The organism is Dictyobacter aurantiacus (genome assembly GCF_003967515.1).
Classification (GTDB): Bacteria; Chloroflexota; Ktedonobacteria; order Ktedonobacterales; family Ktedonobacteraceae; genus Dictyobacter; species Dictyobacter aurantiacus.
The window spans coordinates 807,004-826,087 of record NZ_BIFQ01000002.1 but is presented as its reverse complement, the minus strand read 5'-3'; the positions used below and the strand labels follow the sequence as shown (position 1 = coordinate 826,087).

At 55.2% G+C, this 19,084-nt stretch carries 17 protein-coding genes; 6 read left to right on the top strand and 11 right to left on the bottom strand.

The window, feature by feature from the left end; genetic code table 11:
• Positions 1-156: 156 nt before the first annotated feature.
• Entirely contained in the window at positions 157-834 is a 678-nt protein-coding gene (locus KTT_RS28320) for a TetR/AcrR family transcriptional regulator (RefSeq protein ID WP_126601062.1), read from the bottom strand.
• A gap of 298 nt (positions 835-1,132) precedes the next feature.
• Between KTT_RS28320 and KTT_RS28315 the strand changes: the two genes are divergently transcribed.
• The gene (locus KTT_RS28315; protein ID WP_126601061.1) at positions 1,133-2,086 is read left to right on the top strand and encodes an alpha/beta hydrolase; all 954 of its coding nucleotides are present in this window, start codon (positions 1,133-1,135) and stop codon (positions 2,084-2,086) included.
• Positions 2,087-2,462: 376 nt separating this feature from the next.
• Complete coding sequence (locus tag KTT_RS28310) at positions 2,463-3,677, top strand: MFS transporter (RefSeq protein WP_126601060.1); 1,215 nt, start codon at positions 2,463-2,465, stop codon at positions 3,675-3,677.
• Positions 3,678-3,719: 42 nt separating this feature from the next.
• Here the strand turns inward: KTT_RS28310 and KTT_RS28305 are convergent, their stop codons facing one another.
• On the bottom strand, positions 3,720-4,241 hold the full coding sequence (locus tag KTT_RS28305) for a DinB family protein (protein ID WP_126601059.1): 522 nt from the start codon (positions 4,239-4,241) through the stop codon (positions 3,720-3,722).
• Positions 4,242-4,304: 63 nt separating this feature from the next.
• Positions 4,305-5,792: a serine hydrolase domain-containing protein gene (locus KTT_RS28300; RefSeq protein WP_126601058.1), complete on the bottom strand. Its 1,488-nt coding sequence runs from the start codon at positions 5,790-5,792 to the stop codon at positions 4,305-4,307.
• Between the two features lie 153 nt (positions 5,793-5,945).
• Here KTT_RS28300 and KTT_RS28295 point away from each other — a divergent pair, with 153 nt between their 5' ends.
• Positions 5,946-6,458 carry an NUDIX domain-containing protein gene (locus KTT_RS28295; RefSeq protein ID WP_160146182.1) on the top strand — a complete coding sequence of 171 codons (513 nt, stop codon included), beginning with the start codon at positions 5,946-5,948 and terminating at the stop codon, positions 6,456-6,458.
• A 94-nt stretch (positions 6,459-6,552) separates the two neighbouring features.
• Here KTT_RS28295 and KTT_RS28290 read toward each other — a convergent pair whose 3' ends face one another.
• From KTT_RS28290 to KTT_RS28260, 7 genes are all read right to left on the bottom strand, one after another.
• Positions 6,553-6,813 carry a hypothetical protein gene (locus KTT_RS28290; RefSeq protein WP_126601056.1) on the bottom strand — a complete coding sequence of 87 codons (261 nt, stop codon included), beginning with the start codon at positions 6,811-6,813 and terminating at the stop codon, positions 6,553-6,555.
• 68 nt (positions 6,814-6,881) lie between these two features.
• The gene (locus tag KTT_RS28285) at positions 6,882-8,180 is read right to left on the bottom strand and encodes an RNA-guided endonuclease InsQ/TnpB family protein (RefSeq protein WP_126601055.1); all 1,299 of its coding nucleotides are present in this window, start codon (positions 8,178-8,180) and stop codon (positions 6,882-6,884) included.
• Between the two features lie 149 nt (positions 8,181-8,329).
• On the bottom strand, positions 8,330-9,007 hold the full coding sequence (locus tag KTT_RS28280) for a MauE/DoxX family redox-associated membrane protein (protein ID WP_126601054.1): 678 nt from the start codon (positions 9,005-9,007) through the stop codon (positions 8,330-8,332).
• A gap of 57 nt (positions 9,008-9,064) precedes the next feature.
• Complete coding sequence (locus KTT_RS28275; protein WP_126601053.1) at positions 9,065-9,997, bottom strand: CDP-diacylglycerol diphosphatase; 933 nt, start codon at positions 9,995-9,997, stop codon at positions 9,065-9,067.
• A gap of 249 nt (positions 9,998-10,246) precedes the next feature.
• Positions 10,247-10,819, bottom strand: a complete 573-nt coding sequence (locus KTT_RS28270; protein WP_160146181.1) for a TetR/AcrR family transcriptional regulator — start codon at positions 10,817-10,819, stop codon at positions 10,247-10,249.
• A 145-nt stretch (positions 10,820-10,964) separates the two neighbouring features.
• On the bottom strand, positions 10,965-11,609 hold the full coding sequence (locus KTT_RS28265) for a ThuA domain-containing protein (RefSeq protein WP_126601051.1): 645 nt from the start codon (positions 11,607-11,609) through the stop codon (positions 10,965-10,967).
• A 109-nt stretch (positions 11,610-11,718) separates the two neighbouring features.
• Positions 11,719-12,360 (bottom strand): thiamine diphosphokinase, encoded by a 642-nt coding sequence (locus KTT_RS28260; protein WP_160146180.1) that lies wholly within the window; start codon positions 12,358-12,360, stop codon positions 11,719-11,721.
• A gap of 176 nt (positions 12,361-12,536) precedes the next feature.
• On the opposite strand from KTT_RS28260, the gene KTT_RS28255 reads away from it, so the two are divergent.
• Positions 12,537-13,187, top strand: coding sequence for a DUF1003 domain-containing protein (locus KTT_RS28255; protein WP_126601049.1), 651 nt, complete (start codon positions 12,537-12,539; stop codon positions 13,185-13,187).
• 119 nt (positions 13,188-13,306) lie between these two features.
• Positions 13,307-15,697, top strand: coding sequence for a hypothetical protein (locus tag KTT_RS28250; protein ID WP_126601048.1), 2,391 nt, complete (start codon positions 13,307-13,309; stop codon positions 15,695-15,697).
• 217 nt (positions 15,698-15,914) lie between these two features.
• On the opposite strand, the gene KTT_RS28245 is transcribed toward KTT_RS28250, so the two are convergent.
• Complete coding sequence (locus KTT_RS28245; RefSeq protein WP_126601047.1) at positions 15,915-16,718, bottom strand: aminoglycoside adenylyltransferase domain-containing protein; 804 nt, start codon at positions 16,716-16,718, stop codon at positions 15,915-15,917.
• Between the two features lie 341 nt (positions 16,719-17,059).
• Here KTT_RS28245 and KTT_RS28240 point away from each other — a divergent pair, with 341 nt between their 5' ends.
• Complete coding sequence (locus KTT_RS28240) at positions 17,060-19,075, top strand: hypothetical protein (protein ID WP_126601046.1); 2,016 nt, start codon at positions 17,060-17,062, stop codon at positions 19,073-19,075.
• Positions 19,076-19,084: the final 9 nt, after the last annotated feature.

Below are 19,084 nucleotides of genomic sequence, written 5' to 3'. Positions count from 1 at the left end.
CAGACACACTTTTTACGGGGAGCGTGATAGCCCCTGTACGGGCGGCCGCTTGCGCGGCCGCACCGGTTTGATGAGTTGGTGCATCGAGCGCGTAAGACGCGCTCGATGCACCAACTCATCAAATGATGTTAATTTTATATTGGAGGAGGCTGCGGCTCATTGTTGCGTGCTGATAGGCACGCCTTGGATATAGATGCGTCGTAGCCCTTCCAGGATCTGTTCTGAAGTGTAGCCGCGCCGCTGGCGTTGAAAGAGATAGAGGGCGGGATCGGAGGTGGCGATGATCGCATCAGCGGTATAGATGGTGTCCAGTGGTTCCAACTCCCCCTGGGCAATGGCCTCCTCAAGCAGATGCGCGATGAGGCTATGCGAGGCACGGTAGTACGGTGTGCTAAACTTCATCTCACGCCTCTCGGCCGACGAGGTATCCATCATTGCCGCCAGAAATATGCCCTCCTCCTCGATGAAGGCCAGGGATCTGCGGAGGACGCTATCCAGTCGCCCTAAGGCTGACCGCGTTTCTTTATCTTCGGCATAGGCCTGAATCTCCTCTACGAAGCGCCGGGCGCTCTCATTCAGCAGATCCAGGATCAATTCGCCCTTGTGGGCGTAGCGGCGATAGAGCGTTCCCTGCCCGATGCCTGCCTCCTGGGCAATCTGATGCATGCTGACCTCTTCAATGCCCCGCTCGGCGAACAACCTCCGGGCCACCCGTAGGATGCGCTGGTCAAAATCGGCTGCCTGACGTCGCTCCGGCCTTCTGCGCGCCCCTGCTTCTCTGGTACTACTATGCTCTGTCGTAGCGACCTGTTCCTGCGGTCTCTCTATGTCCATAGACCCCTCTTTATTTATATGAAGGTGCCCATCAAAATGGTGCAAAAAGGCAACGTGACAAGAAACACGAAAATGCCTTTCTCTTTGCACCAAATTGGCACCTTTAAGCAATCTGCACTTGACAAGGGGACAATTGTCCTTTAAACTGCACTTTACTTATGGGGACAGTTGTCCTTATATGGAGTATATGGCTTGCCGCGATCCTCGTCAAGCCAGGTGAAGATTGCAGTATGCTACAAAATAGCGCCCGTATTTGTCCCGCAGGTTGGGGGCTATGAATGATGAAAGGAAGAATACATTGACAACCAGACACCTTGTTGATCCTGAGCTTGTTGCTCTCCTGGATCTGATCCCTGCCACGGCACCCAGCGCGGAAAACCTGGGGCAGATACGCGCCATGAGTCCGCGACCACCTGTGAACCTGGCCCAATCCTCTACCCTGTCTGTGAGCGAGCGTTTTATCCCCGGTCCGGCAGGGGCGCCCGATGTACGGGTGCTGTTCTACCGGCCGATATCGGCGCAGGGACCGCTTCCCGCCCTGCTCTGGATCCATGGTGGTGGATATATTATGGGTTCAGCCGACGCGGAAGATTCCCTGGTCACCAGTATGGTGTCAGCTATCGGGTGTGCGGCCGTTTCGGTGGACTACCGCCTGGCTCCTGAGACACCCTATCCTGGTCCGGTCGAGGATTGTTACGCGGCCTTGAAATGGCTCTCTACTCATGGCGATGAGCTGGGCATCGATTCAAAGCGGATCGCCGTTGGCGGCAGCAGCGCGGGCGGGGGACTGGCCGCCGCGCTAGCGCTCCTGGCTCGCGACCGTGGAGAGGTCTCCCTGTTGTTCCAACTCTTGATGGCTCCCATGATTGATGATCGCACGTCTACCCTGGCGGAACCGCATCCATACACGGGGGAGTTTATCTGGACGCGGCAGGCCAATCGCTTTGGCTGGACCTCGTTGCTGGGACAGGAACCCGGAGGACCCGATGTTTCGCCCTATGCCGCGGCGGCACGTGCGGAGAACCTGGAGGGCTTGCCAGCCACCTTTATCAACGTGGGCTCCATCGACCTGTTTGTGGACGAAGATGTTGAGTATGCTCGTCGCTTGATGCGCGCGGGCGTGCCGGTGGAGCTTCACGTCTATCCCGGCGCCTACCACGGCTTCCGCATGGTTGCCAGCGCCCAGGTGACCGAGACGTCCGCGCGAGATCAATTAGCCGCCTTAAAACGCGCGTTTGATCGATCTGTTTGACTTGTATCAAGGAAGGCTCGGACACCCATGTCGCATCGAAGGCTTGACCACAGGTGAGAAAGCAGGTATTCTTTGATAGAGATACACTAGAAGCGCATCAACCTTTTAATCACATAAAGGATTTAATGGAATAGTATGGTGAGTATCCAGTTCATGCTGAACCCCTCTCTGAGCATGAATTATCGTGGGCGCTATAATCCTCGAACGCTGGCCCACAGCCGTACTATGCCCTTTTTCAGGTACGCGTATCGTAGAAGTGTAGCGAACCTGTAGATACAAACTGCCGAGCAGGCAGCGGGCCGTGGGTGATACAGCATTGATCACCCACGGCCTTTTTTTCTCCCTTTTTGATATATGATGGAAGGAGACCACAACGTTGATCTCTCTCTTGCGCGCTTTTACCAATCGTTCTTTCGCCCTGCTGTGGAGTGGGCAGATCATTTCCAGGTTGGGGGATAGCTTTTTTACCATTGCCCTGGCCTGGTGGGTACTACAAAAAACGGGTTCCGCCACCGCCATGGGTCTGGTGCTGATCTGCTCAACCGTCCCGTTGCTGGTATTTCTCCTGCTTGGAGGAGTAGTGGGGGACCGCTGGCCGCGCGTGCGCGTGATGCTAGGGTCGGATCTCATTCGCGGCGGCGTGGTGCTGCTGATTGCCGCGCTGGCCTTTCTGCAGTGGCTGCAACTGTGGGAGGTCTTTGTGATGAGCGCCATCTTTGGGACCGTCGAGGCTTTCTTCGATCCCGCCTACGCGGCGCTTATCCCTGACATGGTGCCCGCCGAACTGCTGACCAGCGCCAACGCGTTGCGACGCATCAGTATGGAAGGCGCGCAGCTGGCGGGTCCGGCCATTGCCGCGATAATCATCGCTTCTGGTGGTACCTCGCTGGCCTTTGCCCTGGACGGGATCTCGTTTTTCGCTTCGGCGCTCTGTGTGCTGGCGCTGCCGCGTGTAGAGGTCCTGCGCCAGCCAGCCGAAATGGAAACAGGCATCCTGCAGGACCTGCACAAAGGTATCGTGACCGTGCTAGCCTCACCCTGGCTCTGGTTGACGCTCCTGATCGCCTGCGTCAGTACCATCTTTCTGGTGGGACCAGCGGAGGCGGCGCTGCCCTTGCTGATCAAGCAGCGCTTCGGGGTACAGGTAGGCTACTACGCGCTGCTGACGACGCTCTCCGCGCTGGGCTCGTTGCTGGCGGCCATCTGGCTCGGACGCTTCACGCGCCTGCGCCACCGTGGCCCCATGACCTACGGTGCCTGGCTGCTGGCTAGCCTGATGCTAATGGTGATGGGCTTTCATATTCCTATAGTTTTGATGTCTCTGGCGTTCTTTGTCCAGGGAGCGGCCTTCGCCTGCCTGGGATTGGCCTGGACCAATTCGCTACAGGAGTTTGTGCCGTCGGACCTGCTGGGGCGCGTCTCCAGTATCGATATCCTGGTCTCTTCGGGCCTGTTGCCCATCGGCTATGGGCTGGCCGGCATCGCCGCCGATCATCTCGGCGCCGCGCCGGTCTTTCTGCTGGGTGGAGCTATCGCCGCCGTCATCATCGCTGTGGGATTGCTCCACCCGGCCATTCGTGCCGTGGACTAATACGCCCGCCTGGTGATATGTGACCGATCTTGAATAGACCGGTTATATATCACCATAGATACCCGGCAGGCCATAGCTGCCCAGGGCCAGGGAGAGCTCACCGCCGTGGTGGATCTCGTGCTCGAAGGTGTGCCAGATGATCCACTGTCGTGAGAACGAGGGCCAGTTCGCACGCTCCTCTTCTCCCAATGCGGACGGGGGCTGGAAGACCTGCTCCAGGTCGGCGGCGGTCCAGCGTCCCAGGGCGTCGGCGATCATGTTCCAGGTGGACTCCAGCCCGGCCACCAGTTCAGCCGCGTTACGTGGGGCGACCTCCACTTTATCCGATGGATCCCAGTGGGCGATAGGAGCCAGATCCAGGTTGCCTTCACCCATCCATACCTGAAACCACCACACGCGGTTGCCTACCATATGCTGGGCTATCTGCCCGATCGTCCATTGATGTCCCGGTGCCGGTGCAGCCAGCTGCTCAACGGTAAGGGGGGCGATCATCTCGATCAGCCCGCGCTGGTAGGACTTCCAACCGTTATAGAACGTAATCAGTGGCAGTGCTTGCTCTGTCATGCATGTAACTCCTTCTATGTACTCTCATAAGCGGTAGCTTGCTTATTTTAACATAGGGAAGAGCTAAGAAACTTCTTCTATCTTGCTTTTTTTTAGTTCTACCCGGTGGCTGAGTGCCTGAGCAAGGCGGTTCCCCGGTGTTTTTTCCTTGATGGTGGCAGTGATCAATGCCCCGGTGATGCTCGCTTCTCGTTGTATGAGATCCAGCCAGAGATGGTGGGGGTAGCGGCTCGCATCGGCCGTTCCGATGTCTCCCACCATGGTGCCTGTGAAGGATTGGTCCTTGAGCACGAGTTCGTTGACAAGGGCCTTCAATTGCGTGCCGAGCTGAGCATGTACGTCGCCGTCCTCTTTGAACCAGAGTGTGAATGGAATATCACCCTCATAGGTATGCACATGCCCGCTCCACTGTCCCAGCAGGTGCGGATCGGGCCTGAATTCTGCTTCGGGCTCGTCCTTTTGCTCCTGCTGCTGCTGGTTTATTCCCTGGGCGCGTTTCTGGGCGTAGTCGGGGAGTAGGACCGAGAAGATATCTGCGATAACCTGTTCCTGAAGATCTTTGTTGCCATTAGTGTTGGTCAGCGTAGCCACAGCCACTCCCGCCGCTGGAACTATCCGTAGCAGCGTGCTGACCCCGTCCATGCCGCCGCTGTGCCCGATGATGTAGTGATCTTTAACGTCATCATAGATGCGCCAGCCGATTCCATAGCGCATGAACTCGCTCTGGCGGGAACTGGGAGCATGCATCTCGTCCAGCGCCTCATCCGAGAGGATCTTCTTTTGGTCGGGGAGAGGCTGTTTGTAATGAAACATGCTGAAGCGCATCAGATCATGCGCGCTACAGTAGACCTCACCAGCCCCGGGATGATTGCTTTCATAGAGGGGATAGGGCATTCCGTTGGACCCGTAGCGTTGGGCCTGGTATGGCTCCAGGCCCGGCCCAACGTTGATGGAAGCGCGTAGCATGCCCAGTGGCAGAAAGACCTCTTCACGCATGAAGGCGGCGTAACTTTTTCCGGAGAGCCGCTCGATGACCTCGTTTATCAGACCGTATCCCAGGTTGGAGTACATAAAGCGCTCGCCAGGAGGCGTTACCAGGTGGCCGTAGCGTTGAATCGTCTCGTCCATCGATGGTAACTGGTACGCTGGTTCGTCCCGATAGAAAAACTGATAGTGAAGTGGCAGGCCCGAGGTATGGTCGGCGACGCGCCGCACGGTAGCCTCCCCGGCATCTCCTGACCATGCATGCAGCTTGCTGTCTCCCAGGTAATCGTTGATGGGGCTATCCAGGTCGAGTAGTTCTCGCTCTTTGAGGACCAGCAGCGCCGTGGCGGTAATCGGCTTTGAAATGGAGGCCAACGAATAGAGCGTATGCGGGGTCGCAGCAATCCTGCGCTCCCGATCGGCCCAGCCGAATCCCTCCTCCCAGAGGATCTCATTTCCTTGCGCGACCGCGATGGTGATGGATGGGATGCCTCGTTCGATCATCTCTCGCTGGATGCGCTCGCGCGCCTGGTGGAAGAGCTCGCGTCCCTGTTGCGTTTCTGCCATGATGCATCTCCTCTATAGCGTCGTAATATACATGTTTATGTTGTTGACAACTCTTGTTGACGGGTTACGACAATGTACATGATACTATATAAATAGCTCAGGCTAGAGGCGTGAGACGCATGGATTATTATAGAGAGCATGGATGAGGTGAACATGATGAATCCAACTGATCAGGTTATAAGGACCGAGCAGAACATTTCCTGGTTGCCGCAACCCAATGAGAGCCGGCACGTTCTTTCCTCTGTATTGCCACCGAGGGAGGCAATTACCACTGCTTTTATCTTTGCCTTTGAGGGTGAGCAACTGGTGATGAGCCACCTGGTCAGGCGGGGCTGGGATATTCCAGGTGGGCACATCGAGCCCGGTGAGACGCCCGAGGAGGCGGCGCGCCGTGAAATATATGAGGAGACCGGGACACGCGTGGGAGCACTGCGGTTCTTCGGCTATCAGCATCTGCATGTGTCAGGACCTATGCCCGACGGCTATGGCTATCCCTATCCCGATAGTTACCAGGTCTTTTATCTCGCCCGTGTAACCGCGCTGGATGCTTTCTCAAGCACGTTTGAATCGTATGGGCGCGGCCTCTTCGCTCCCAACGAGGCGCGCCAGCTCTCCTGGATCCGCAAAAATCTTGATTTTTATGAGGCTGCCCTACAGGCCATTTAGTAACCATGTTGGCGTGTACGTATACGTATACGTACACGCGTAATCTTTTTGTGAGAGAATATCAGGTTCCGTCTGTTTGGTTATCTGCCTGCTATTACAACTTTAAATAGACGTAATCGGTGAGGTTGAATAGCTGCTCGGTTTTGGTACCGGTGGAAGGATCGGTGTAGCTGACGAATACGTCGTCGCTATCCTGGCGTACCCCCAGGACGCGCACCTCTTGCTGCATGATAATAATCACGTTATCGCGTGCCACCGACCGCACATTTCTCCAGGTGTAGGTTGTCTGCTGGCGCGCAAACAGGAGCTGCTGCTGTTGCTCCTGACGCTGTCGTGAGCTTCTCTTCTCGACCATTCATCTGCGCTTTCTGGCTGAAATACGGTACAGATTTTTACTTCTTATATATTATAGTTCTGTCACGACTAGCGAATCCTGACCGGTGCCAGGATTTTCACGTGAGCAGATTTGTGAGGGAACGACATCCTCACGGGATGGACTACCGGCAGATGGATCCTGCACTCCCCATCCGCTACTCCCTCCGCCTCGAAGGCATTAGGAGCTGCTTTTCTGATAATATTGTACGATCCATTGCAATCAGCGTTGATACATTGGCCATCTTTGGCCCGATAGAGACCCCGTGCGATACGTTTTCCGCTGAACACGGGCCGCTTCTCCTGACCGGCCTGATAGGTGGGCAAGGGATCACGATCCAGGAAACTGGCTTTGCTGGTGTATGCTTCTTCCGTGGGTAGAACCCGTATGCCTTTGAGCTCCGCTTTATAGGTGAGCATATGGATCAAGCGTGCGTGGGGAAGCTGAACAAAGTGCTGATTGTTGCGTGCGCCCAGGTTGATCTCCTGCTTCCAGCCTGCGTTGCGACCGATCACCAGGGTACCAATGCCCTCGGCGACGAGCAAATCCACTACAAAGCGGGAGATCGTATGCAGATCATGCTCGATGCGCCGATTGCGCCAGATGGTCAGGCGCTGCATGCGTCGAGTCACGCCAGGGTGGCCGAGGGCCTGTTGCAGATCGGCCATTGTCTTGTTGTAGAACTGGTTGGTACTTTTGAGACCGCGCCCGTTAACGACGACCGGGACAAAGCCCGGCTTGTTTGAAGTTAACGCGATCACATTGTCGACACCAGCATCGATGCCCGCAATGAGTGAAGGGTCAACGGCAGATCCAGCAGGTTCCTGATTATAAATGATCTCCACCACGGCAAAGCCATGTTTGGGAACCACCCGGACCTGCGCAATCGCCTCGGGGTCTTGCCGGGTTTTGATCTGAATGCCCAATCCCGAAGGCGCAATGATGCGTCGTCCCAGAGTTCGTTTGCTGCGACTGATGGCTTGTATAGTATAGATCAGCACGTTGCGGCCGGTTGTTTTGTGTTTGTACCTGGGCAGTTGGGGACGGCAACGAAACTTCGAGGGATCGGCTTTGTAGGCTTTGAGCGCCTCAAAGAACGATTTCCAGTTGCGTTCGAGCAGCAGGAGCACCTGTTGGGCCACTTTGGCCGGCAGGGCTTTGTAGGCTTCATGCGACTGCATGCGCCGATCCATTTCCTGGTAGTTGAGATATTTCCCTTCCAAGAGAAATGCCTGACGGATTTCATACAGTGCCGTATTGTAGAGATTTTTAGAAGCGAAGCAGGCTGCGTCAAGCGTGGCATAGCGTGGATCACTCCGGCCAATGACGTGCTTTTCAACCAGCTGCATGATCAGCCTCCTATTCTTGCACAAGACGCTCTGCTTTGTGTTTGGCATGCCATTGTCCATAAAGTCTGGCACAAAAAGAGTACACGGTGTTGGTGAGATTTGCGACCAGGTTTTCTGTACTATTATATTATACCAGTTTTTTCAATAAATTACCCTATCCCCTTGCTATTATCTTCCTTCTGTCTGCTGCTTCCGATACTGTATAGTAATTGCTCTTGTCCTGGTGTTTCTTCCTCGATTGGTGTCTGGGCGAGGTGATGCTCAAGATTCTCGATGCGCAGGAGCAGTTGTCCCTGGTGGCGTAGCGTATGCAGCAGCAACCAACCTTCACCGGTCAGCAGCGCAAGGGCTATGATTGCGACTATGAATGTGACCTGTTGACCGGGAGACCATGCCATGAACCAGTTTATTGCGCTCAGACTGCTGCTCTGACCTTTACAGTAGATGACTGTGGTGGCAAGCAGGGCCAGCAAGATATTGCGGACGATAGTTGAAACCCCAATTGTAGCGGAATGCAGCCGGCCGAAGCAATGGCAGGCGGGCCTGTGTCCCCGGATGAGTTGGACGCTGATGCCCGCGATAAAAACGAGCAGGAGCCCCAGCGTTACCGCAGCAGCCCACCAGGCTGAGGCTCGCAGGATAAGCGCAACGGCGAGTACTATCTCGCTAATGGGCAGGGCTCTTCCTATTAGCCTGACAAGTCCTTGAGGGATGCCGAAATCACTGAGCGCTTTCTGTGTGCCGAGCCAATCGGTCAGCTTGGCTATGCCGGCGATCAGCAAGACAACAGCCAGCAGAAGTCGTGCGAACAGCAGAGCAAGAGCCATGTATTCTTTCGCCTTTCGGGAGGTATGAAAAGAGACGTTATTGCCACCCCTTAAACATCAGCAATTTTCATTGAGCAGTCGCTCACCCGCACCGATACTGTTTGGCAAATAAGGGTTCTGGCTCTGCGGTACAAAATCCTCGCTGTTGATAACATAGAACTGATTACCTGTGCTCGATACCTGGGCCAGGGCCAGTGTCTGGTACTGCATGTCACTGGAAGGCCGGCGTTGAGCTCTGATGATGTTGTTGTATAAGAGTTGGAAGAGATTCTGTCCCAGATACATAAGTCCGGGCCCAAGGTTCAGGCGGATCACGCGAAAGTTAGCCTGCGTTCGTCCAGTAGCGGTTGGCAAGATAGGTAGCGTCACTACGGCGTTAGCACTTGTCCAGGCACTCGGAGTGGTTGGGATATTTGTCGAGTTCCGCAATGTGTTCAACACATCCAGGCGGATACAGGACATATGGATATGCAATTGATTGGCGGTGCGTGTTCTCACAGAATTAATTGCCATCCCTAAAATGCCCTGGTTAATCTGTGCTCTCAAATTGTATTGTGGTCGGCTCGGGTTGTTGTTAGCAACGTTCCATGCCAGTGTCCACCAATCTGGGGTTGTCTGTGTCCAGATATAATGGCACTCGATGCCTCGCGCACGCTTACCTGCAAAGAATGTATAGTGATGGAGCTGCGGATTTAGCCCCAATACCCAAGGATTGCTACGGGAGCGACTGTAGCCTCCAGCAAAACACTGTGCGGTAATACCTCTGTAAAGGCAGTTATAGATTTGTTGCCAGATTCCACCATCGCTATTATTTCCGCAGTCGGGCGAGGCGAGTATCAAATCTCGGGTGGATTGGTCTATACTATCTGCGTGGGCGGTGCCCATGCTGCCCACGCCAAGAGCACTTGCTAAAAGCACTTTGCACGTTTGTCGGCGCGATGTGCTCACCGCCAGGGCTTTCGTTAACTCATCAAAACGATTGAAATCCATGACAATTCCCCCTTTATCGAGAGCTTTACCTTTCCCGTGGTATGTATTGATCTTTGATAATCAGCACGTACAGCGCTGATTAATGAAAAGCCAGAGATAAACACATTGAAAATATCTATGAATAGTATAAAAAGAGGAGGGAATCGAGGTGCGTGTATGTATTTTTAGACGGTACAGCCATGCAATATCGCATGCCGGATCTTTCCACGCCGTCAGCGTTTCTCGAAGGCGGCCGAGGCTTTTCTACCATTATTGTGATGGTTGCTCTTTGGGGAGCAGGGCCGCCTCGTTGGTGGGGCGCGCGATGAGCTCTTCGTAGACGTTGCCCATTAGCTCGATGGGATATGGCATGTTGTGGTCCAGCCACCATTCGATCAGGGCGATAGAGGAGGCTACAATATGATAAGAGGCGATCTCAAGCGGCACGATGCTACCGGGTCGTGGTCCCGTCTCGTTGAGGGTGGTGGCCGTGGCCGCTTTGAGGATCTGCTGGCGCACATTATAGGTGCCCAGGAGCGCGCGGATCACTTCATGATGCTCCTGCACATAGCGGAATATCAGCACGCCTGTGCTATCAGGAGCACTGGCGGGCCGGGCGGAGCGCAGCAGTTCAACCAGTTCGATCAGGACCACATCCAGTATGTCTTTGAGGAGTTCGTGTTTATCTTTGTAGTGCCGGAAGAAGGTCGCGTAACCGACGTCGGCCCGTTCGGTAATATCCCGGATCGTTACAGCATCAAATCCTTTTTCCAGCGTTAACTCGATTAATGCTGAGGCCAGGCGACGTTGGGTTCGTTTCACGCGGCGATCCTGCATGCTCATGTCGTTCCCCATCCCATTGTATGTTTGTGCTTATTTAGCATACCACATTCATGCATAAAGAGAATAATCTGACAAGAAGAAAAGACTGTTGCCTGTTTTTGCGTAATTACGCAAAAACAGGCAACAGTCTTTTCTTCTTGTCAGATTAGCGGCTGGCCCAGAGCATGCCGCGCTGCATAATGGTGAGCGCTTCGGGGACGTCGAAGTCGGTGCGTACGTGTCCCAGGGAGGAGTAGAAGACGCGGCCTTTGCCCCAGCGTTTCTTCCAGACGACGGGGACAACGCTGCCTTCAATCCAGTCGGCGTACTGGCCGCTAAAGGTGGTGGTGGCCAGGACCTCAATCTGGGGATCGATGTGCATGTAGTACTGTTCGGAATGCATCTTGAAGTCGGAGAGACCGGCGGTAATGGGATCTTCGTGGTTGGTGATGTTGACGGTATAGTCGATGATATTGCCGGGATGGGCCACCCACTGACCCCCGACCATAAATTGATATTCTGTATTGTTGCGGAAAGAGTCTGCCATGCAACCATGCCAGCCAGCGATGCCGGTTCCATTTTTAACCGCTGTGAGCAATCCCTGCTCTTGTTCGCGCGTGATGGTTCCCATGGTCCAGATCGGCACAATTAAATCCAAGGCCTGCATCTTTGCCTCATCCTGGTAAACGTCCAGGTTGGTGGCTACTTCTACTTCGTAGCCCTGCTCACGCAAGAAAGGCGCGAAGAGATTCGCCCCTTTCTCTGGCTCGTGTCCTTCCCATCCTCCCCAGACAATCAGTGCTGATTTCATTTGCTCTTTTCCTGTTCTATCAAGTTTTTTCGTTGAACTTGAAATATAGCTTCTTGTTAAAAAGTATAGGTTTTCTTTTGCCTGTTTGTCAACGCGAGGACCGCGAGGATCAGCGTTTGCTGGTGTGGATCAGGATAAGCAATCCCTGCTGGATGGTGACGCTGGCTCGTTCCCGCACGAGTTCGTTGCTGATGCCACGTGGGGTGCCGAGCCGCAGACTTTCGCCGCGCAGTGGATAGAGCAGGTTGGTGGTGGTGATGGTCGTTACCTCGGGCGTGATGGGGAAGAGAGAGAGAAAGTCGCCCGGTTCGCCCACAATCTCGCTCTGACCAGGACCTTGCAGCAGCCAGCAGATGGTGGGGCCGTCGATGATGCGAATGGAGAGCTCGGGAAAGCCTGTGAGCAGGAAGGTGTTAGCCAGGGTATGCTCGAAGCGCTGCCCTCCCAGCGCGCCAAGCAGGGTAATAGTGCGGGCGCCGCGCTTTTTGGCCTCCAGGAGCGCCAGCTCGGTGTCTGTTTCGTCCTTCTGGCTGGAGACACGTACGATCTGGCTTCCCAACTGCTGGAGCTGCGCCAGTGGCTCGCTGGTCAGTGAGTCAAAATCACCCAGGATCATGGTGGGGACGCAGCCGTACTCCAATGCGGTGGCCGCCCCGCTATCAGCGGCCAGAATCAGATCGGCGCTCTCAATGGCCTGGCGAACCGCTCCACTCGCACGCACCGTGCCGCCCGCGAAAATAACAATATGCATCTCTTCTCCCTGCATTGGCTCTGATATTTTTCTCAAGAATGTAGCACAGGATCGACGCCGCTGTCCAGTATGGATTGGTGGGAGATAAAAAGCTGAGCCAGACGTTTAATTTAACGATAGGATTCGTGCGACGAGCACGCCTCTGGAATTATTTTTTAGCTAGAAAGGATGCAGGCATGGATACAGTTTCAAATCAAACCAGGGCAGGATCTTCAACTACCAGGCAGGAGCAGCCGCTTCGCTCTCCTTTTCCTCATCTCGATGTTGCGCAGTGGCACTTCCCTAAATTTGCGCATAAGCATGCTCAGATTATTAACGTCAATGAAGCGCACGACGAAAAATTGTCCCGGGGCGCTAAAATCGCCGATGCGGTCGCCTCGACCGTTGGCAGCTGGCCCTTTATTATCATACAGTCGCTCGTCTTGTTGAGCTGGATTATTCTAAATGTGGTTGGTTGGATCAAAGCCTGGGACCCTTATCCCTTTATTTTGTTGAACCTGGCACTGTCGTTTCAGGCGGCTTACGCGGCCCCTTTTGTGATGATGAGCCAGAATCGGCAGGCGCAGAAGGATCGCCTGACGGCGGAGAACGATTATCTGACCGATTGCAAAGGCGAAGAAGAGCTGCGCAATGTGATGGAGCACCTGGATCATCAGGATCATATGATTATCCAGTTGTTGGAGCATATCGAAGCCCAGCACGAGCGCATTGAAGCCCTGCACCAGCTCATTTTGCAGCGCCTGGAGCAGGCGCCCGCCGAAGTTGTCAAATCCGCGCTAACGATAGACGCTCCCTCTTCCCATCTCGCTGCGGATCAACAGCAGTGATCTGACCTATCTGCTCTGGTTGTTTCTTATTTGTTCACGCTCTTTATACTGAATGTGGATTGCCCTGTTCACTCTTTGGGTTGTGGCGGATATTAAAGGTAGAAAGAAAGAGTAGTGTAATGAAGCAACCAGAGCATGTAACATGTAAATCACGTGGCAGGCGTCCCCTGTCATTTATACTTTTACTTATTTGTGTCGTATGTCTTTTATCGTTAGGAAGCCAGTTACTGGCCGGTAATGGCCTGATACCCCAGGCCGCGAACGCGCGCGGGATAACCAGGCAGACCCATATTCGGCATGTGATCAAGATTCCTGGGCACGCCCATCCCCTTGCAAAGAAGGGGTCGCGGCTGGTTAAGCATGCGGCTAAACCGGGAGCCCGGCATGGGGAGACAAAAAAGCAGGCGAAGATGGGCGTGCCAACGGCGACCGCGACCGCCACCAGGACACCATCGGGACCCACTCCCAATCTGTATATTCGCCAGCTGCGCATGGGCAGCGCCCACCTGGACGTGGGTAAGAAGCTGACGTATGTGCTGTTTTCTGGCAATAACGAGGGTGCGGCCAGTGTGAAGAAACACGATTCTATTGTGATCATGGATGTGGTACCGCTGGGCCTGAAAGACTTGAAGGTACAGGCAAAACACTGGAAAATCACCCTCAGCGACACGGTCAGTCCAGCTGTTTTGACGGCCACGTACGATGGCTCCTATCCAGTCAAGGCCGGTGCCGTGTTGTCGCCGATTTTCCTCACCGGGATCGTGACGGAGGATGCCGCTCCCTCTATTACGACAACCGCCACGGTCGATGCGCCAAATAATACCAACCCACTCGATAGCATGGTCTCGGACACCGTTTATGTGGGATCGGATGCTTCGTCACCCTACGCGCCGGTCTCCGATACACTGGCTGGCACCCCGGCTTTAGCCACACCATCAGCGGTGCCATCAGCGACGGCTATGGCAACCGCTTTCCCATCAGCGGCGGCTATGGCAACTGCTTTGCCGTCAGTGGTGCCATCAGCGACCGCTCTACCTACGCTGACGGCGACGGTTGCCCCTTCACCTTCCCCCACCCCTTCAGCGACGGTGATGGCGACGGTTGCCCCTTCACCTTCCCCCACTCCTTCAGCGACGGTGAGGGCGACAGTTACGCCCACACCTGTGGTGACTGCCACGGCCAATCCGGCGCTAACGGCGACGGCGATGCCGAGCCCTACGCCGACTGCGACATCTACCGTGATGGCGGGCCCTACGCCTCGCGTATCCTCGACACCCATTACGGCACCACTGGCCGCGGGGACCGCGACATCTACCACCATCGCTACCCCGTCTATGGGACCTCGCCTGTCTATCTCGATCAGTAGAGCGGGCGCCCCGACTGGTGATACCTATGCCGCTGGTCAGCAAGTGAGCTATGTGTTACAGGTCACAAACGCCCAGGCGAATGAGAATCAGATTGTGTCGGTGTTCGATATCGCCGCGGTCGGCATCAGCAATGTCACCTTTACGGCTCCTGGATGGACGCTCGGAGCCTCGAATACGGTCGGACCGGTCGCCCTATCAGGCACCTTCAATGGACCCTATCCTATTGCGGCTGGCGCGAGTCTGCCCCCGATCACCATCAGCGGCACGCTGACCAGTACCGCGGGACCCCTGTTCTCCAATGCCGCCGCTGTGACATCCAGCGACAATCCCGATTCGACGAGCAATATGTGTGTTGACTCGATCTCGGTACAGGCTGCTGCCGCCCCCACAATGACGGCGACCGCGCCATCTATGGGGACCACGACTCCCACCGCTGTGAGCGGCACGACCCCCACCGCTGTGAGCGGCACGACCCCCACCGCTGTGAGCGGTACGACTCCCACCGCCGTAGGGGTTGCGACTCCAACGGCCGGAAGGAGCGTGCCTCCAACCTTTGTGACTGAACCGACAGCAACCGCGACGGCACCCGCCACCGGATCAACCGCGACGGTGATGCCAGCTACAACACCGGCAGCGACGAGCAGTGCTGTGACGGCCCCCGGCACCTCCAACCAGGGATTGGCCGCCAGACCCTTCTTAACTCGACGGTCTGGACTCGCCCTGGCTATCGTCAATTCCAATCTGTATGGAAGCCATGGCTCGGTACAGGGTCGAGTGAAGCTGGCCCTGGTGGTGGCGAATACGAGCTCGGCCAGAGCGGTCGCCGCCCCTGGCACCATCACTGTTGATGAGGTCATTCCACTGGGATTGAGCCAGATCGAGGCGCAGGGTAAAGACTGGCGCATCTCCCTCAGCGATACCGTCAGTCCCGCGATCGTCCATGCTCAATACATTGGAAAGACCACGCTGGGACCAGATATGGCCCTGCCTCCCATCTCTATCACCGGCGTGCTGAACCGGGATGCCGTGCCCATCCTGACCTCGACCGCGGCGGTCAGCCTGGCTGGTACCAGCGATGGTGACAACGCGATCACCGCTTCAGATACCCTGCTGGTGCGCGACTCCTGGCAGCAGCTTCGCTAAACATTCTTGATATCCGCGCCCCTGCTAAAAACTGGTGCCCTCCACGCTTTACACAAAGCGTGGAGGGCACCAGTGGTGTTCCAGGAACATATGTTGAGTTGGTGCGACGGGCGCATTCGCGCCCGTCGCACCAACTCAAAAAAACGGGCGGCCGCGCATGCGGACGCCCGTGTAGGGGCGCTCAATCCCACCAGCAAGAAGAAGCCACCTTCTTATTTTATGTTTTCTGCCACTCGCGAATATAATTATCCATGTAGGCGGCAAACTTATTCAGCAGGTCAAGATCAAAATCACGTTCGCTAGAACGGCCGCGATAGATGTCCAGTGCATGCGTGATCAGGCTGATGAACTCTGCCGGTAGCGTGGTCAGGCCATAGACGCCCCCCTCATCTTTTGAATAAATATGGCTGTCCTGCAGATAGGCATAGACCCGGCAGGCATTGAGTATAAAATAGACGCTATGGCTGTTTTTCTCTGCGCGCGCTCCCTGGTAGTCCTCAATGATAGCGTCAATATAATACCTGACCGGTATCTCGGGGAAGGTCAGGGGAATCTCCTGTCCATCAAGGGTGATGCCACGCTGGCGCAGGATGGTGATGTGCGCGTCCAGGTCGATATCGTGAGCCTGCCTGTCATTCCAGTGTTGCCAGTTTCCATTTTCTAGCTCGGTCTGCATCTTCTCGCGCCACATCTCGCTATAGTGTAGATCAAATGGGAGTGGGTGTTGATAAGGATTGATCTGATCGGCGACCAGGAAGCTGATCTCAATGGGATGGGGTTGCCCTGAGGATTGCAGGAGCTGGAGCATGAGCTGGCGCTTCACGAAGACACTCAGAGGCTGGTGGGTTACTACCAGTATATCGACGTCGCTGAGAGTTGGATTAAAGCATCCCATCGCTAGCGAGCCTTGGAGATAGATCCCGAGCAACTGGGTGTCAAGGATGGTGCGCAGATTTTCGCATAACGTATTCACCTGCACACGGGTAGAGGTCGGGCAGTTTGCCCAGCTATATTGAGCCAAAACGGTACGCCGGTCCTTTCATCTTTGGTTTTTTAAGCGTTGCCAACGCGTATATGTACACTATAAGCTATCTATTAGCATCCTGTAAATGCTGGTGACATAAGAGTAATATACAGATTTGTGTTGTGTGGGGTGCGGTCCGCACCCCACACAACACAAATCGATATGAGAATATCAGCAAAGATATATAAAAAATTTATAAGATACTTTGGACCCAGGATGTGCTATAATAGTCCCCAATATCAGGCAATACTGATGGTTTCTATCAGAAAGAGTAGCTTGCCGTAAAAAGCATACTATGAATTTGAATATATTAAAAGTGGTTTCGTAGGGGGGACAATATGGTGAATGGAAGTTCAGACGATTTCTCAATCAACGGCCAGAAAGAAGGTGAACTGGCCCAATCGATACAGCATAATCCGCAATCTTCGATCTCAAAAACGTTGCCCGATCTCTCTCAGGCGCAGGTGCGCGCGGCGACTGGCCGACTCCATCCCGCTTTTTCATCGACGGCCAATCAAGAGGCGCAGCTATATGACCCGATGCTTATGCGCAGTCCATGGTTGGAGCAATATGCGGGAAAAATAGTGGCGACCCTGGCGCTTCTCTTTTGCGCTACCTGGCTGCTTCTCTTTATCTCTCTTCCGCTGCCGGCTAACAGTCCGCTGATTATCTATGTAGAATGCGCCTTACAGGGGATTGGTGGTGGGATCGCGCTGTTATTTCTGCTGCGCATGCTGGTGTTAAAGCATGGGCTCAGGCGTAAAGTACGCCACTTGCTGGTGGAGACAATGCTGCCGGAGGAGACCGCGCTCGCGTTGCACGTTGAGGCGCAGTCTTTACGCGCGGCGAACATGATATGGACCCTGTTTGCGTTCGGCATGCTGCTATCTCTGGGTGGTCAACTGCTCTGGCTGGGTACGGTACGGGGATTGATCCCTTTTCCTGATAGCTATCGCGCTCCGTTGATCCTGATGTACTTCGTTTTTTATGCCGCCATCGTGCTGCTGGCGCGCAGGCACGCGACGCTACTAGGGCATTTTCGTGTCTTGTTGGATCTATTGCTGATGGGCGGCGCGGCCCTGGCTCTTGCCTGGTTCTTTGTCCTGAACCAGTTGTTTGGGTCGCCGCAGGATACGTTGTTGGCCCGCGCGTGGCTGGCCTGCTTGCCGGTAAATGACATTGTGTTGGTGACGCTGAGCTCCTTTTGTCTCTGCAGCCTTACGGTCTCAGAGGAGATGGAGCGGGTGTTCGTGCGGCTCTTCTGGGGAATGTGCCTGTTGGCGTTTAGCGATAGTCTCTGGACTTATGAGGTTTTGCGCCATGATGCCCACCTGGAAGTGATTCGCGCCATCAGCAATCCGCTGGGCCTGCTCTTGATCGCGCTGGCGGCGGTCAAGCATCCACAAATGATACTGGAGGAGCGTCTGCGCTTGCAGCAGCGTGTGCGTAGCTATGGGCGATCGCTGGCATTTTCTCTGCGCGCGATTTCTCCTTCCCTGTTGATCCTGATGACCTGTGCCCTGTTGAATACCGTGATTGCCGCGCGTGGTGGTCAGACCCTGTTATTGGCCATCGGGAGTGCGTTTGTGTTGATGATGGGTCTGGTGACGCGCCAGTCTCTGAGCCTGCTGGAACATGGCCGGATGATACGGCAGTTGCAGCAGGCCTTGTTGCTTACACAGCAGGAGCTCAATGAGTCGAGACATGTCATCGACCAGGTCTCGCGGGAGGCCCGGGAGAAGCGGGCTGTTGAAGAGGCGATCGGCATTCTGCGCAACGCCCATGCCCTGCTGGCCCGTGGCGACTTTTCCGCCCGCGCGATCGTTACCTCCGGTCCCCTGCTGCCTATCGCCATGAGCTTTAATCTTATGGTCGAACGCCTGAGCACGCTGAAGCAGCAGACGGAGGCTTATGAGCACCTGCGCAACGAATGCCAGATGTTGCGTGGCGTGGTTGAGCATCTCTCTATGGGTGGACCCCTGGCGCCCATGCAAAAGATCAGCCAGAAGTCACCAGAGTTGCGGCCAATCTTTCTGACCCTTGTTTACTTTCAGCGCCAGCAGCAGCAGCAGTGGCATGCCCAGATGCAGACGCTGGAGATGATCAAGGCGCAGCTGCAATATCTCTCTGAGGGCATTGGGGCTCTGGACAATTATTCATTTACCTCCGCGACCGACCGGTTGGCCTTTGGTCGCTTGAAAGGCTCGTTTGAGCAGCTTAAGCATCCACTGGAACAGTTGAAGCAGCGCTTAGAGTATCTGCATATGCAGCTGGTCTCGCGCGATCTGCGCTCGGCCGCTGTGTGTGCGACCCCGACAGAGGTTGACATTCAGCCCGATGCCGCCAATCAATAACGCAAACTC